The 15,142-nt window shown below is 71.8% G+C and carries 10 protein-coding genes and 1 pseudogene; 6 read left to right on the top strand and 5 right to left on the bottom strand.

What is annotated here, in order from left to right:
- Positions 1 to 422: 422 nt before the first annotated feature.
- The gene (locus ABZ930_RS35260) at positions 423 to 800 is read right to left on the bottom strand and encodes an STAS domain-containing protein (protein WP_361557438.1); all 378 of its coding nucleotides are present in this window, start codon (positions 798 to 800) and stop codon (positions 423 to 425) included.
- Between the two features lie 200 nt (positions 801 to 1,000).
- Between ABZ930_RS35260 and ABZ930_RS35255 the strand changes: the two genes are divergently transcribed.
- Positions 1,001 to 1,603: a hypothetical protein gene (locus ABZ930_RS35255; protein ID WP_361557435.1), complete on the top strand. Its 603-nt coding sequence runs from the start codon at positions 1,001 to 1,003 to the stop codon at positions 1,601 to 1,603.
- A pseudogene (locus tag ABZ930_RS35250) lies at positions 1,596 to 1,931 on the top strand (RDD family protein); the annotation flags it as partial. The gene ABZ930_RS35255 and the pseudogene ABZ930_RS35250, both read left to right, overlap by 8 nt.
- Here ABZ930_RS35250 and ABZ930_RS35245 read toward each other — a convergent pair.
- The gene (locus tag ABZ930_RS35245) at positions 1,890 to 3,398 is read right to left on the bottom strand and encodes an MFS transporter (RefSeq protein WP_361557432.1); all 1,509 of its coding nucleotides are present in this window, start codon (positions 3,396 to 3,398) and stop codon (positions 1,890 to 1,892) included. The pseudogene ABZ930_RS35250 and the gene ABZ930_RS35245 overlap by 42 nt on opposite strands.
- Before the next feature lie 181 nt (positions 3,399 to 3,579).
- Between ABZ930_RS35245 and ABZ930_RS35240 the strand changes: the two genes are divergently transcribed.
- Genes ABZ930_RS35240 through sulP form a run of 4 tightly spaced genes read left to right on the top strand, consistent with a single transcriptional unit; the run spans position 3,580 to position 9,440 of the window.
- The gene (locus ABZ930_RS35240) at positions 3,580 to 3,999 is read left to right on the top strand and encodes a hypothetical protein (protein WP_361557429.1); all 420 of its coding nucleotides are present in this window, start codon (positions 3,580 to 3,582) and stop codon (positions 3,997 to 3,999) included.
- 50 nt (positions 4,000 to 4,049) lie between these two features.
- Positions 4,050 to 5,033 (top strand): polyphosphate kinase 2 family protein, encoded by a 984-nt coding sequence (locus tag ABZ930_RS35235; RefSeq protein WP_361557426.1) that lies wholly within the window; start codon positions 4,050 to 4,052, stop codon positions 5,031 to 5,033.
- On the top strand, positions 5,030 to 7,723 hold the full coding sequence (locus ABZ930_RS35230; RefSeq protein ID WP_361557423.1) for an HAD-IC family P-type ATPase: 2,694 nt from the start codon (positions 5,030 to 5,032) through the stop codon (positions 7,721 to 7,723). The genes ABZ930_RS35235 and ABZ930_RS35230 overlap by 4 nt, the downstream gene beginning before the upstream one ends.
- A gap of 7 nt (positions 7,724 to 7,730) precedes the next feature.
- Entirely contained in the window at positions 7,731 to 9,440 is a 1,710-nt protein-coding gene (sulP, locus tag ABZ930_RS35225; protein WP_361557420.1) for a sulfate permease, read from the top strand.
- Here sulP and ABZ930_RS35220 read toward each other — a convergent pair whose 3' ends face one another.
- From ABZ930_RS35220 to ABZ930_RS35210, 3 genes are read right to left on the bottom strand one after another with little or no spacing between them, the layout of a single operon-like run.
- Positions 9,441 to 10,928 carry an alpha-amylase gene (locus tag ABZ930_RS35220; RefSeq protein ID WP_361557417.1) on the bottom strand — a complete coding sequence of 496 codons (1,488 nt, stop codon included), beginning with the start codon at positions 10,926 to 10,928 and terminating at the stop codon, positions 9,441 to 9,443.
- Positions 10,925 to 13,624 (bottom strand): glucosidase, encoded by a 2,700-nt coding sequence (locus ABZ930_RS35215; protein WP_361557414.1) that lies wholly within the window; start codon positions 13,622 to 13,624, stop codon positions 10,925 to 10,927. The genes ABZ930_RS35220 and ABZ930_RS35215 overlap by 4 nt, the downstream gene beginning before the upstream one ends.
- 21 nt (positions 13,625 to 13,645) lie before the next feature.
- On the bottom strand, positions 13,646 to 15,070 hold the full coding sequence (locus tag ABZ930_RS35210; RefSeq protein ID WP_361557411.1) for a hypothetical protein: 1,425 nt from the start codon (positions 15,068 to 15,070) through the stop codon (positions 13,646 to 13,648).
- Between the last annotated feature and the right edge of the window lie 72 nt (positions 15,071 to 15,142).

The raw sequence follows: 15,142 nt of genomic DNA, 5'->3' as shown, positions 1-15,142 counted from the left end.
ACCGGCCCCGCGGGTGAGGGCCGACCGGCCCCTCCCGCGTCGTCGTGCGCGGCGCCACGGTGGGCCTTCGCCGAGCCCAGGGGGTGCTCGCCATGGCATGGAGCCCCGTGCTCCGGCTCCGCCGCCGGACACCAGCGCCCGTGGTGGTGCGGCGCGTCGGCGGATGCCTGGTGATCGAGGTACGGGCCGCGCTCGGGCCGACCGCCGAGGCGCCGGTCGGCCGGCTGCTGCACGAGGCGATCCGTCCCGGTGGCACCGGAGTCCTCGTCGACCTGCGGCACGCCGGGCGGCTCGGGGCCGCGGGCGTCAGTGTGCTGTGGCTGGCCCGGACCCTGGCCGACCGCTACGGCCTGCCGTTCGGCCTCATCGGCGCGCGGGCCGAACTCCTGTCCACGGACGGTGAGTCGTGGGCGCGGCCGGGGTCAGCCCGCGGCCTCCCGGGCGCCCCGCTCCATCGCCTCCGTCACGGTCGGAAGCGGATCGAAGCGGTCCAGCAGACCGGCCACGCGCAGCAGCTTCAGGATGTTCCGCTGCGCGCAGACGACGAGCAGCCGCCCGCCCCGGGCGACGACGCGGTCCTGCGCCCGGCACAGCAGCCGTAGCGAATAGACGTCGAAGAACGTCACCGGACCCAGGTCGAGCAGCACGGTCCGTCCCTCGTCGCTGGTGGCCGCGTCGAGGGACGGCAGGGCGTCCAGCGTGCCGGCGATGTCGATCTCGCCGTGCAACTCGATCACGATGATTCCGTGGGTCTCACGGACCCGGATGTGCCCGACGGGCCATGCGTTGTCTTCCAGCACGGCGACTTCCCCCAGGTCGGTCGGACTTCCGCAGAAGCCCGGGAAGCAGGACGACGGGATTCGGCCACCGGGGTCAGGGACGGCCTGGACGAACAGGTTACGACCCGGGGCCACGTTCTGTGCAGGCATTGACACACTCCGGCACCGAATCACCCGCGACGGATGATGCCGCCCGTCCGGCCCTCTGCTGCGGTCTGCGGATGATGCCTGCTTACGCGGACGCCCTCACCGGATTCCTGGCCCGGGGCGTGCGGTGCGCCCGGGACGCGGCGGAGTCGATCGCCGGAGCCCTGGTGCGCGGTTCGGTCGGTTTCGTCCTGGACCGGGTGGACCTGGACGCCGTGGTCGCCCGGGTGGACATCGGCCGAATAGTGGCCCGAGTGGACGTGAACGCGGTGGCGTCCCGCGTGGATGCCGACGCCGTCGCGGCCCGGGTGGACGTGGACGCTGTCGCGGCCCGGGTGGACGTAGACGCGGTCGCCGCCAGGATCGACGTGGACGCCATCGCCGCGCGCGTCGACGTCGACACGATCGCGGACCGTGTCGACGTCGTCCCCATCGCGGCCCGCGTCGACGTGAACGGCATCGCCGACCGCGTCGACATCGAACGGATCATCGCCCGCATCGACCTCGTGGGGCTCACCCGTGACGTGCTGCGGGAGATCGATCTCGGGCGGATCGTGCGGGAGACCGGGGGCGGGATGGCCGCGGACACCGGTGCCGCCGTGCGGGGGATCGGACGGCGCGGGGACCGTGGGGTGAACCGGTTCGCCGACCGGATGCTGCGGCGGGGCGATGAGTGAGGGGGAGGAGGCGGGGCTCGTCACCAGGGGAGTCGCGGGGCTGCTCGACGCGTTGCTGGTCGCCCTGACCGGCCTCGCCGTCCAATTCGGCGCGGGCTTCGCCCGGTTGCTCGTCGTCGGGCCGCCGCTGCGGGTGCCTCAGTGGGACGGGCGGCTCGCCGGCGCGATCGCGTGGACGTTCGCCGTGTGCTATCTCGGCGGGGCCTGGGCGCTCACGGGACAGAGCGTCGGCGGGCGGCTGATGGGCGTACGCGTCGGCGACCGGGCCGGGCGGCGGCTCGGACTCCTACGGGCCCTGCTCAGGGCCGCACTCACCGTGTCGTTCCCGCTGGGGCTGCTGTGGATCCCGTTCAGCCGGCGCCGGGCCGCCGTGCCGGACCTCGTGGTCGGTGCCGCCGTGCGCTACGACGGCCGCTGACCCCCGCCCGTGCGGGAACCGCGCCGCCGCGGCGAGACCGCCGAGCCCGATCACGGCGAGCACGACGAGCGCCGTCGCGTACGGGCCCACGGCCGGATCGGCGACCAGGATGGTGCCCGCGACCGCCGTGCCCACGGACGAACCGAGGTTGGACACGCTGCGGGAGAGCCCGGAGATCTCGCCCTGCAGATCCTCGGGGAAGCTGGACTGCACGACATTGACCGACGGGGTGAGCATCACCCCGAGGCCCAGCCCGATCAGCAGCAGCCCCGGAGTCAACAGCCAGACGTTCGGCGACCCGTGGGCGAGGCCGATCAGCACACCGATGCCGCAGACCGTGGTGACGAACCCGGCCATCACCAGACTCCGCTGCTCCCTGCGGCGGGCGAACCGCTGCGCTCCCAGGGACGACACCAGCAGCCCGACCGTCGACGCCGTGAAGATGGCACCGGTGCTGATGGCGTCGTATCCGCGGACGACCTGGAGATACGCGGCGACCGTGAAGGAGATGCCCATCAGCAGCAGCCACTGGACGTGCTGGGTGATCAGTCCGAGGTTCGAGGTGCGGACGTGGAACAGGGCGGTGGGGAGCAGGGGCTGGACCCCCTTGCGTTCCCTCGCCCGGACCCAGCGGAAGAACCCGGCGAGCACCGCCACGCCCGCCGACACCAGCCCCAGCGTCAGCCAGCCGTTGTCGTCCGCCGCGAGAATGCCGAGGACGAGTAATACGAGACCTGACGCCGAGAGCACCGCGCCGACCGTGTCGACCTCGCACTCGGGATCCGGCGGCAGCGGATCGTGGACGCGGCGGCTGAGCACGATGATCACCACGACGACGAGCGCCTGGAAGACGAACGCCGCCCGCCAGCTGAGCGCCCAGGTGATCAGCCCGCCGATCAGCGGCCCCGCCGCCGCCCCGATCCCGCCCATCGCCATGATCGCCCCGAACGCCCGCGCCCGGTCGGCGACTTCGGTGAACAGAAGCGTGGTGAGGATGTAGACGGGCGGGATGAGCAGCGCCGTGCCGATGCCCTCCAGGATCGAGTTGCCGAGGATGAGGACGCCGAGACCGGGCGCCGCCGCGCTGAGCAGGGCCCCGACCCCGTAGACCGCGAGGCCCACGACGAGACAGCGCTTGCGGCCGTAGCGGTCGGTGAGGATGCCGCCGGGAATCATCAGCGCGGCCATCACCAGCAGGAACACGGTGATCGCGATCTGCACGCCCTGCACCGTGGTGTCCAGGTCCGTGCTGATGTCCTTGATCATCACGTTCATGTTCGACCCGGCGAAACTGCACAGGAACTGGGCCAGGGCGAGGGGCGCGAGCACCCTGCGAGGCCAGGGAGCCGGTGTGCGCGGAGCCGTGGGCACGGTCATCGGCTCGCCTCCGATCGAGGGCGGGACCGCCTCCGATCGAGGGCGGGACGACGGACAGCGTTCCGGACGGCCCCCTCCGGGTCGTCACCCCCGGAGGGTGACGACCCACCCCCGGTACCGGGCGCGACACTCGGGGCACAGCGGTGCGTTCAGCACCGGCACCGAACACGGAGGTAGTGTCATGGCCACCTCGACGGGTTCGCACCCACGCTCCGACGTCAAAATGGCCGCGGCCGGCGGACTGACCGTCTTCGCCGCCGTGCTGCTGTTCATCTCCGGCTCCCTGGACTTCCTCCGGGGTCTGTCGGCCGTCCTCAGGGACAAGGTCTTCCTGACGACCCCCAACTACGTCTACGAGTGGGACCTGACCGGTTGGGGCTGGACCCACATGGCCCTCGGCGTGATCGCGGTGGCCGTGAGCCTCGGCCTCTTCGTCGCGATGAAGTGGGCCCGGGTCGTCGGCGTGATCATCGCCGGACTGATGATCATCGCCAACTTCCTCTCCATCCCCTACCACCCGCTCTGGTCCCTGACCCTCATCGCGATGGACGGATTCATCATCTGGGCGCTGTGCGTGGTCCGGCGCGACACCCTCTTCTGACCCCGCCCTCCGGGCGCAACCGAGTCGGGCCCGACGGGCCGAGGTGACGTATGCGCGAAGGACCAGCACGGACGCCGGACGAACGAGCCGAGCGGATCGCCGAGTTCATCGCTCCGCTGAAGGTGCGGCCCGGCGCGAAGGTGCACCTGGCGGACGACTTCGACCCCGCCTACAAGGCGGGCGTGAAGAACAAGAAGGCCGGCCGGGAGCTGCTGCGCACCGGCGTGGCGCTCCTGGCCGACTACCAGCGGCGGCTCGCCGCCGACGGCGCGACCGGGGTGCTGCTCTGCCTCCAGGCGCTCGACGCGGGCGGCAAGGACGGCACCATCCGCCATGTCATGAGCGGGGTGAACCCGCAGGGCGTCCGCGTGGCGGGCTTCAAGGTGCCCTCCGCCGACGAACTCGGCCACGACTACCTGTGGCGCTACGCCCGCGAGCTGCCCAGCCGCGGGGAGATCGGCATCTTCAACCGGTCCCACTACGAGGAGGTGCTCGTGGTGCGGGTGCACCCCGAACTCCTCAGCCGCCAGCGGCTGCCCGGCGCCTCCACGGGCCGGGCGCTGTGGCGCCGGCGCTACCGGGAGATCAACGACTGGGAGCGGTACCTGACCGAGAACGGCTTCCGCGTCGTGAAGCTGTTCCTCAACCTGTCCAAGGAGGAGCAGCGCGTCCGCTTCCTCAAGCGGATCGATCTGCCCGACCACAACTGGAAGTTCTCGGCGGCGGACGTCCGTGAGCGCGGCTGCTGGGACGCCTACCAGAGCGCGTTCTCCGAGATGCTCTCCGCGACCAGCACGAAGTGGGCGCCCTGGTACGTGATCCCGGCGGACCGCAAATGGTTCGCGCGGATCTGCGCGGCCGCCGTCCTCGCCCACACCCTCATCGAGATCGATCCGCGCTACCCGGAGGTCGACGACAAGAGCCGCGGCGAACTCGCCCGCGAGAAACGCAAGCTGGAGCGCGAGGCACCGGCCGGTACGGCAGCGGATCCGTACGCCGCCGGCCACGGGCGGAATCGGAGGCGGAAGCGATGACCGCGCACACCGCGGCGGAGGTCTGGTACACACGCTCGGCCGAGGCGGTCGCCGGGCAGTTCGGCGTCGACCCGGCGCTCGGTCTGAGCGCCGCACGCGCCGCCGCCCGGCTCGCCGACGACGGGCCCAACGCGCTGCCGCAGGAACGCACGCGCGGCGCCCTGACCCGCTTCCTCGCCCAGTACACCTCGTACATGCAGCTGATCCTGACCGCCTCGGCCATCGTGTCGCTGGCGATCCAGGAGTGGGCGACGGCCGTGGTGCTGTTCGCCCTGACCGTCCTCAACGCCGTCATCGGGCTCCGCCAGGAGGGCAAGGCGGAGAGCGCCATGAACGCCCTGAAGGAGATGTCCAAGGCCACCGCCCGCGTGCGCCGCGACGGCAACGAGGCGCGGATCCCGGCCGAGGAGGTCGTCGTCGGCGACATCGTGCTGCTCGCCGCGGGCGACGAGGTCCCGGCCGACGGACGGCTGCTGACGGCCAGTTCGCTCCAGATCGACGAGTCCGCGCTCACCGGCGAGAGCGTCCCCGTGGCGAAGGACCCGGCACCGGTGCGCGGCAGCGACCTCGGGCCCGCCGACCAGACCGACATGGCGTTCATGAACACCCCCGTCACCCACGGCAGCGGCGTCCTGCTGGTCACCGCCACCGGTACCGCGACCCAACTCGGCCGGATCGCGGGGATGCTGACGGCGACCCGGCCCGAACCCTCGCCCCTGACCGTCGAGTTGAACCGGCTCACGCTGTGGATCGTCGGCGCCGCAGGACTGACCATGATCGTGATGTTCGCCCTGGGGCGCAGCCGCGGCGAGGCCTGGGACGCGCTCTTCGTGGCCGCCGTCTCGCTCGCCATCGCCGCGATCCCGGAGGCGCTGCCCACCGTCACCCAGACGATCCTCTCGCTCGGCGGACTCGAACTCGCCCGGCGGGGCGCCATCGTCAAGGACCTGCCGTCGGTGGAGACCCTCGGCTTCACCTCGGCCGTGAACTCCGACAAGACCGGCACCCTGACGATGAACCAGATGACCGTCGTCGAGGTCGTCGACGCCTTCGACCGGTACACCGTCTCCGGCACCGGCTACTCCCTGGAGGGCCGCGTCCACCACGCCGCGGGTTCCACCGCGAGCATCGACGACGCGATCCTGCCCTACCTCCTCGCCAACGACGCCGCGCTCGTCGACGGGCAGGTGGTGGGCGACCCCACCGAAGGCGCCCTGCTGGTCCTCGGCCACAAGGCCGGCCTCGACATCGACGCGACCCGCGACCGGCTGCCCCGGCTCGCGACCCTGCCGTTCGACCCGGCCCACAAGCTCATGGCGACCTTCCACGAGACCCGCGACGAGCGGGGCCGGACGGTCGTGCGCTGCTTCGTGAAGGGAGCGGCGCCGGCCGTCCTGGCCCGCACCACCACGGCCCTCTCCGAGGGGACGGCCATCCCCTTCGACACCGCCCTGCGCGCACGGGCACAGGACACGGTGGAACGGATGGAGCGGGCGGGCCACCGCGTCATGGCCGCCGCCGTCCGCGACCTCGACCCCGCCCGCTTCGCACCGAGCGGCGACCTCCTCGCCCTCGTCACCGACCTGAGCGTCACGAGTCTCGTCGGCATGGCCGACCCGCCGCGCGCCGAGTCCAGGGCCGCCGTGGCCGCCGCGCAGGCCGCGCACATCCGCGTCCGCATGGTCACCGGCGACGACGTCATCACCGGCGCCGCCATCGCCCGGCAGGTCGGCATCGAGGGCGACGCGATCCTCGGCGCCGACTTCGCCGCCCTGCCCGAGACGGAACGCGTGGCGCGCATCGACCGGATCGGCGTCGTCGGCCGCGTCGCCCCCGAGCACAAGGTGCTCCTCGCCGACACCCTCAAGAAGCGCGGCGACGTCGTCGCCATGACCGGCGACGGCGTCAACGACGCCCCCGCCATCAAGGCAGCCGACATCGGCATCGCCATGGGCTCGGGCACCGAGGTCGCCAAGAACGCCGGGCGGATGATCCTCTCCGACGACAACTTCGCCACGATCGTCCACGCGGTCGAACAGGGCCGGAAGATCTACGACAACCTCACCAAGTACATCCGGTTCGTCCTCGTCCTGCTGGTCGTCTTCGTCCTCACCTTCCTCGGCGCGACCCTGCTCAACATCGCGGGCGGCGAACCCTTCAGCCCCGCCCAGGTGCTGTGGATCCACTTCTTCGTCAACGCCGCCTTCGGCTTCTCCCTGGGCTTCGACCGGGTCAGGCCGGACCTGATGGCCCGCCGCCCGCGCCCGCGCGGCGAACCCGTGATGACCGGCGGCCTGATGCTCACCGTGGGCCTCGTCGGCACCTTCATCGCCGTCGCGCTCATCGCCCTGATCAAGCTGGGCGAGGCACGCTACGACAGCCTGCGCGTCGGCAACTCGATCGCCTTCACCGCGTTCGCGTTCTGCCTGATCGTGTCCGCGCTCGAATGCCGCGAGCAGACCGGCACCGTCCTGACGACCAGGACCTTCGACAGCAAGCAGCTCAACTGGACGGCCCTCGGCGAGTTCGTGCTCGCCGTCCTGGCGACCCAGACGGACGCCCTCAACCGGCTGCTCGGCACGACCTCGCTGCACATCGGCCAGTTCGCCTGGGCGCTGCTGCCCGCCCTCGCCCTGCTCGTCCTGTGGGAACTCGGCAAGCTGTTCGCCCGCCGCCGGCAGCAGGGCTGAGGCACCCATGGGCTGGGTGCCGCCCGGCGTGCGGTCGCTGCGCGACTACCGCCGCGGCTGGCTCGTCAAGGACCTGGTCGCGGGCGTCGTCCTGAGCACCCTCCTGGTGCCGCAGGGCATGGCGTACGCGGAACTCGCCGGACTGCCCGCCATCACCGGCCTCTACACATCCGTGCTCTGCCTGCTCGCCTACGCCGTCTTCGGCCCGTCCCGCATCCTCGTCCTCGGGCCCGACTCCTCGCTCGGCCCGATGATCGCCGCGACGGTACTGCCCCTGGTGGCGTCCGGCGGCGACCCGGAGCGGGCCGTCGCGCTCGCCTCCGTGCTCGCCCTCATGGTCGGGGCGATCATGGTGCTCGCGGCGGTGGCGCGGCTCGGCTTCGTCGCCGACCTCGTCTCCAAGCCCACGATGATCGGCTACATGAACGGCCTGGCCCTGACCATCCTCGTCGGGCAGCTGCCGAAACTCTTCGGCTTCTCCACCGACGCCGACGGCCTGCCCGCCGAAGTCGAGGCCTTCGTCCGGGCGGTGGCGGAGGGAAAGACCGTGCCGGCCGCTCTCGCCGTCGGGGTCGGCTGCCTCGCCCTCATCCTGCTCCTGCAACGACTGCTGCCGAAGGTCCCCGCCGTGCTCGTCATGGTCGTCCTCGCCATCGCGGCGTCCGTCGTGTTCCACCTCGACGAACACGGCGTGCGGACCGTGGGACGGCTGCCCGAGGGGCTCCCGCCGTTCACCGTGCCGCACGTGACCCTGAACGACCTGGGCCCGCTGTTCGCGGGCGCCCTGGGCATCGCCCTGGTCTCGCTGGCCGACACCATCTCCAACGCGAGCGCCTTCGCCGCCCGCACCGGGCAGGAGGTGCGCGGCAACGACGAGATGCTCGCCATCGGCGCCGCGAACGTCGCCGTCGGGCTCTTCCAGGGGTTTCCCCTGAGCACCAGCGGATCACGCACCGCCGTCGCCGAACGGGCCGGGGCCCGCACCCAGCTGACCGGAGTCGTGGGCGCCGGGCTGATCCTGCTCATGCTGGTCCTGCTGCCCGGCCTCTTCCGCGACCTGCCGCAGCCCGCGCTCGCCGCCGTCGTCATCACCGCGTCCCTGTCGCTGGCCGACCTGCCCGGGACACGGCGGCTGTGGCGGCAGCGCAAGGCGGAGTTCTGGCTGTCCATCGCCGCGTTCCTGGGCGTCGCGCTGCTCGGCGTGCTGCCCGGGATCGCAATCGCCGTCGGGCTGTCCATCCTCAACGTCTTCCGGCGCGCCTGGTGGCCGTACAGCACCGAACTCGGGCGGGTGCCCGGCCTCGCGGGCTATCACGACGTGCGCTCGCACCCGCGCGCCGAACATCTGCCGGGCCTTGTCGTGCTCCGCTTCGACGCTCCGCTGTTCTTCGCCAACGCCAAGTCGTTCCGCGACGAGGTGCTGCGCGTCGTGCGGCACACCCCCGAGGCCCGCCAGGTGCTGCTCGCGGCCGAGCCGGTCACCGACGTGGACACCACCGCCGCGGACGTTCTCCTGGAGCTGGACGCCGCGCTCCAGGAGAAGGAGGTCCTGCTGGTCTTCGCGGAGCTGAAGGATCCGGTGCGGGCCAAGCTGGCGCGGTACGGGCTGACCCGGACCTTCGCACCCGAGCGGTTCTTCCCCACCGTCGAGGAGGCCGTCGTGGCGTTCCGGGTCCGCAGCGGGGCCCGCTGGACCGTCGCCCGGGACGAAGGGTGATCAGTTCCCCGAGCCGGCCACCGAGAACACATGGGTGCCCCAGGACGGCAGGTCCACGTACAGGCCGTCGTCCAGGAGCTCCGCGCCCGAACGCCCGTACCTGTCCTCGGAGAAGAGCAGTTCCGTCAGCTCCCAGGTCTCCCGGCCCAGTTCCGGCCAGGGCAGGGGCACGCGCGCCTGTGCCCGGTGGTCCGAGAGGTTCACCACCGTCAGGAAGCGGCCCGCGTCGCCGGTCCAGCAGGAGGCGATCAGGTCCAGGCCCGAGGTGTTGTCCGGCCAGATCCGGCACTCCAGGAGCCGCCAGCGCCCGGTCCGCATCCCGCTGCGGTGGACCCGGGCCAGCAGCCGCTCGTGGAACGCGCGCAGCCCCTGGTCCGGCCGCTCGTCGACGCGGCGGTCCAGGAACACCGGAAGATGGATCCGGCGCCCGGTGAACTGGCCCTCGTGCCACAGCGTCGCGCCGGGCAGCGTGGCGATCAGGACGGCCGCCGCGCGTTCCTTGTCCGGCGACATGGTGAGCGCGGCCCGCGGCTCGTCGTGGTTCTCCAGGAAGCGGACGAGGCCGCGCTGGTAGTCCTCGTCGGCCCGCAGGTGATCACGGACGGATCCGGCGCTCTCGTGCAGGACCCGGTCGTAGAGGCGCTTGTCGTAGCAGAAGTCGAACCCCTGCTCCTGAAGGGCCCATTCGAGGTTCCAGTACGCCTCGGCGGCGAACAGCATGCGCGGATGGCGCTCGCGGACCCCGGCGACGACCTCCGTCCAGAAGTCCCGCTCGGGCGGCGGACCCACCCGCTCGCCCCAGGTCCGCGCGAAGACCTCGTTCATCAGCAGCATCGCCATGTCGCAGCGCACCCCGTCGCACAGCTCGCCGATGCCCGTCAGCACTTCGGTCGTGGCCCGCCGCAGCTGCGGCGCGAACGCGTTCAGCTGGACCACATCGGGCCACGGCGGGAAGAACGGGTCGCGGCCGCGCGCGAGCACCGACCGCCCGGTGTCGAGGAAGCCGGCCGGGTCCCGGCGCACGTCCCCGGCGTCGCCCCGCACGAAGTACTCGGGGTGCCCGGTGACCCACGGGCTGTCCGGCGCCACATGGTTCGGCACGTAGTCGAGGAGCAGCCCGACGCCCCTGCGGGCGAGGGCGGCGCGGGCGGCCGCGAGCCCCTCGGTGCCGCCCAGCGTCTCGTCCGCGACGTACCGGCGGATGCAGTACGGCGACCCGGCGATGTCCTCGTCGCCGATCCCGGGGACCGCCGCGTCGAACGCGGCGCGCAGGGCCGGGTCGCGCAGGGCGATGGAGCGGCCCAGCGGGCTGCGTTCCCACACCCCCATGAGCCAGACGACGTCGACCCCGGCCGGGGTCAGCTCGTCCCACGCGTCCTTCGGCACCTCGGCGAGAGTCGGGGGCCGGCCGGTGCGCGGCCCCAGCTCCCGCAGCCAGACACGGGTGTTGACCTCATGGACGACGGGCTGCGCCGGCACCTCGGTCATCGGTTGTGCCTCCTCGCGGCGTCGGGACGGAACGCGTCGGGACCGAGCGTGCCGAAGATCTTCATCAGCGGGGCGATCAGACCGGTCCACCCCGTCTGGTGCGAGGCGCCGATCCCGGCGCCGTTGTCCCCGTGGAAGTACTCGTGGAACAGGATCAGGTCACGCCAGTGCGGGTCGTCGCGGAACTTGGTCTGGCCCCCGAAGACGGGCCGCCGCCCCTCCTCGTCACGCAGGAAGATCCGGGTCAGCCGCGCCGTGATCTCCTCGGCGACCTCGAACAGGTTCTTGTGCACCCCCGAACCCGTCGGGCACTCCACGGTGAACTCGTCGCCGTAGAAACCGTAGAGGTTGATCAGGGCGCGCACCAGGAGCGCGTTCATCGGCAGCCACACCGGTCCGCGCCAGTTCGAGTTGCCGCCGAACATGCCGGTGTCGGACTCGGCCGGCAGATAGCCGACCCGGTACTCCTGGCCGCCCGCCCAGAACGTGTACGGGTGATCGGCGTGATGACGCGACAGCGCGCGCACCCCGTACGGGCTGAGGAACTCGTCCTCGGAGAGCAGATGCCCGAGAACGCGTACGAGCTTCTTCTCGTCCAGGATCGACAGCAGCCGCGGCCCGCCCGCCGTGCCGGACTGCGCCGTGCTCATCGTCACCGACAGCGAGGGGTGCCGGGCGGCGAAGCGCTGGAGCCGCTCGCCGAGACCCGACAGATGGGACAGCTGCTCGGGACGGAACACCGTGGACGCGCACAGCGGCAGCAGCCCCACCATCGAGCGGACCTTCAGCCGGACCGCCTGCCCGTCGGGCAGCCGCAGCACGTCGTAGAAGAAGCCGTCCTCCTCGTCCCACAGCTCGTCGCCGAGGTCCCCGATGCGGTCCATCGAGGCCGCGATCCACAGATAGTGCTCGACGAACTTCAGGACCAGCTCGTCGTAGGCGTCGTTGTGCTGGGAGAGTTCGAGGGCGATCTGCAGCATCGACTGGCAGTACAGCGCCATCCACGCGGTGCCGTCGGCCTGCTCCAGCGTGCCGCCGGTGGGCAGCGGGGCGCTGCGGTCGAAGACACCGATGTTGTCCAGGCCGAGGAAGCCGCCCTGGAAGACGTTGCGGCCCGACGGGTCCTTGCGGTTGACCCACCAGGTGAAGTTCGTCAGCAGCTTCTGGAAGGTCCGCTCCAGGAAGGCGGGGTCGGAGCGGCCCGTCGTGCGCTCCTCCATCAGATGGACGAAGTACGCGGCCCAGGCGTGCACCGGCGGATTCACGTCGCCGAAGTTCCACTCGTACGCGGGGATCTGCCCGTTGGGGTGCAAGTAGCTGTCGCGCAGCAGGAGTTCGAGCTGCTGCTTGGCGAACTCGACGTCGACGACGGAGAGCGCCACCGTGTGGAACGCGAGGTCCCACGCGGCGAACCACGGATACTCCCACTTGTCCGGCATCGAGATGATGTCGTCGTTGATCATGTGGAACCACTCGCGGTTGCGCACCCCGGGCCGCGGCAGACTCCACGGCGACAGATGGTGCTCGGCCAGCCAGGTCTCCAGGTCGAAGGCGTAGTACTGCTTCGACCAGAGCATCCCGGCGAGGGCCTGGCGCAGCACCCGCGCCTCGTCCTCGCCCGCCCGGGGCGGGGTCAGCTCCCGGTAGAAGTCGTCCGCCTCGGCGATGCGCTGCTTGAACACCGAGTCGAAGCCGCGGGCCAGTGACAACTGTCCGCCCGCGGGGCCCAGCCGCAGCCGCACCGTCTCGGATCCGCCCGGGGGGACCACCAGCGTGTAGTGCGCCGCCGCCTTGGTGCCCTCCAGCCGCGGATTCACGGCCGTGCCCTCGCCCTCGACGATGTACCGGCCGATGCCGTCCTTCACGTAGGGAGAGGCGTTCGCGGTGTGGAACAGGCGCTCGTTGTTCGTCTCGTTCTCCGTGAACAGCAGCCGGGGCGCCCCCGCGCACCGCAGGTCGTAGGAGCCGAGCCCCGGATGGTCGGCGCGCACGGTGGAGACCGACCGCGGGCCCTCGGTCGCGCGCAGCCGCGGCGCGGGGTCCGGCGCGCGCCCGTCGTTCCAGGACCAGGTGTTGCGCAGCCACAGCGTCGGCAGCACGTGCAGCGTCGCCTCGTCCGGGCCCCGGTTCGCCACCGTGATCCGCATCAGGATGTCGTCGTGGTCCGCCTTCGCGTACTCCACCGTCACGTCGAAGTAGCGGTTCTCGTCGAAGATCCCCGTGTCCATCAGCTCGTACTCGAAGTCCTGCCGGCCGCGGGAGCGGTTGACCGACAGGAGCTCGTCGTAGGGGTAGGCGGTCTGCGGGTACTTGTACAGGTAGCGCAGGTAGGAGTGGCTGGGCGTGCTGTCGAGGTAGAAGTAGTACTCCTTGACGTCCTCGCCGTGGTTGCCCTCACCGTTGGTGAGACCGAAGGCGCGCTCCTTCAGGATCGGGTCCTGCCCGTTCCACAGGGCGACCGCCAGACACAGCCGCTGCTTGTCGTCGCAGATGCCGCCGAGCCCGTCCTCGCCCCAGCGGTAGGCGCGCGAACGCGCGTGGTCGTGCGGGAAGTACGACCACGCGTCGCCGCCCGGGCTGTAGTCCTCGCGGACCGTGCCCCACTGCCGCTCGCTCAGGTAAGGCCCCCACAGGCGCGCCCGCGGGTTCCCGGTGGCCGTCGGCCCCACGCCCGCGCTGGTTTCCTGCTTCTTCATGCGCGTAACTCCCTGCCTCGGTCAGCCGGATGCGCCAGTCTTCGCGGGGGTCGTGCCGCCCGCCTCACCTCCCGGGGGTGAGCCACCGCCGCGGGCGAGCAGCGTGACCGCGATCTCGTACGCGGCGAGCAGCGCGCCGACCACGAACAGCGCCGTCCACGAGGACAGCAGCAGCGCGACGAGGACGGCGACGATCACTCCGGCCACCCGCAGCACGTCGGCGTGCCGGGCGATCCAGGGCAGGACCGTCCGGTCCGTGCCGATCCGGGTGCCGGCCCGGGCCGCGAACTGCCCGCCGGCCCGCACTCCCTGGGCGGCGCGGCGGCGCAGCGCCACCGGCAGCCGGCCGGGCCCGATCAGATACATGAGCACCGCGAGACCGACGCCCAGCCACAGCAGCAGGTCGCCCAGATCGCGCAGCGTCGTGAACACCGTCCACAGCGCGGCGCGCAGCCCGTCCCGGTAGACGCCCTGCGGCACCTGCCCGAGCAACTGCCCGCGCACGGCCCGCAGTACCGCGTGCAGCACGGTCACCGTGACCACCAGCCACACGCCGAGCTGCAGCAGGGTGCGGCGCCGGTCCGGAGCGGCCCACAGCGCGAGCGCGAGCAGGACCGGCCCGGCGATCAGCAGGCCCACCAGCGCCCGCTTGGACATCACGACCGTTTGCTGGAGCTGGCTCAGCGTGTGCCGGTTGTGGAGGGTGATCTGCGCGAAGTCCGCCGGGAGCCGCACCCCCAGCGCCTTCTCGACGCGGTCGTGCAGTCCGGGAGGCAGTTCACCCGAGGTCAGCGTCGGCAGGTCGAGCTTCTTGCCGAACAGCGAGGGGAGTTGGGCCTCGAGGGCGATGAGCAGGTTGTTGGCCATCGGCAGCAGATTCAGGGTGACCGTGTCGCCGTGCACCCGTACGTTCGCGTTGCGCTTCTCGACGACGGTGACGATCCGCTCGTGGGCCCGCCGGTTGGCGCCCTCCCACAGCGCCCGGAACCGATCGGTGGCCAGCAGCTTCGACACCGACCGCTCCATGGAGTCGTGGACGGCCCCGGTGACCGGGCCCGCGAGGAACGACGCGCGCGGCGGCAGCGCCTCGGACAGCCGCCGGGTCACGTCCAGTTGGTCGAAGATCTGGTCGGTGAGATACAGGGACACGGCGCTGTTCACGTCCGGGTCCTGCGGCAGCGGGCCCACGGCCGCCACCCAGCGGTCCGTGTTCAGCGCCGTACGCGCACCCCACAGTCCCACCACCGACGTCACCCCCACCACGGCGACCAGCGCGATCAGCACCGCCGCCAGCGTCCTGCGCACCAGCAGCAGCCGCGCGCGGCGCCGCCGCTCGGTCCCCACCCGGTCGCGCAGCTCCGCGACCTCGGCGCGCAGCCGCTCCACCTCGCCCGCCTCGGCCGTCCGGGCCGGTTCGGCGGGGTCCGGAGCCTGGTCCTGGGACATGGCGTCACCTCCGCGCCCCACCGTCGCCGCCCGCCGGGCCCCCTCCCTCACCTGCGGCGGGTGACGCGGCGA

The sequence above is a fragment of the Streptomyces sp. NPDC046716 genome (assembly GCF_040645755.1).
Taxonomy (GTDB): domain Bacteria; phylum Actinomycetota; class Actinomycetes; order Streptomycetales; family Streptomycetaceae; genus Streptomyces.
Note: the sequence above shows the minus strand (reverse complement) of the source record. Positions and strands in the feature narration are given on the sequence as shown.